Origin of the sequence: Pseudomonas sp. EA_65y_Pfl1_P113, from assembly GCF_963970525.1 — a bacterium.
Lineage (GTDB): Bacteria > Pseudomonadota > Gammaproteobacteria > Pseudomonadales > Pseudomonadaceae > Aquipseudomonas > Aquipseudomonas tritici.
Genome location: NZ_CAXAQM010000382.1, coordinates 1 through 509 on the forward strand (window position 1 = coordinate 1; position 509 = coordinate 509).

At 66.4% G+C, this 509-nt stretch carries 1 pseudogene; it reads left to right on the top strand.

Going from position 1 to position 509, the window contains the following annotated elements:
• A pseudogene (locus AACY52_RS30170) lies at window positions 1–509 on the top strand (hypothetical protein); the annotation flags it as partial.

Sequence of the window (509 nt, forward strand, 5' to 3'; positions counted from 1 at the left end):
ACCAGAAATCCGGCGCGTTGTCACCGTACAAACGCTTCGCCTTCGAGCTGCGCGACATCATCCGTCGCCAGCCGCTTCCCGGCTACACGCTGTTCCTCGATTCGCCGACGCCCGCGCGGCTCGCGGCATGGCGTCAGCGCGCGCAAACTGCGGCGGCCAAAAGCGCGGGCTATGGTTATGCCGCTTATGGCCACCTCAAGATCAACGGCGTGGTCGAGACGATTACCGATCTGCTGCATCACGCGGGCGGCGAGCCCGGCCCGCAGCGCTGGCGCGGCATTCGTCGCCACATTGCCGATGCGGTCAGCGCACGCGGTTTCGACGACATGCAGCCGAGCTTTTCGGGCGGGGCGAGCGCGACCACGATCGGCTTCCTGCGCACCTTCGATCTTGGTTTTCGCCTGCGTCGGCTGCGCCTGCTCGCGCGACGCATCACCGATCTCGAAGGCGACCAACCCGACGCCGAGCTCGATCCGATCCGCGAGGCGATCTATATGAGCCTGGCCGAC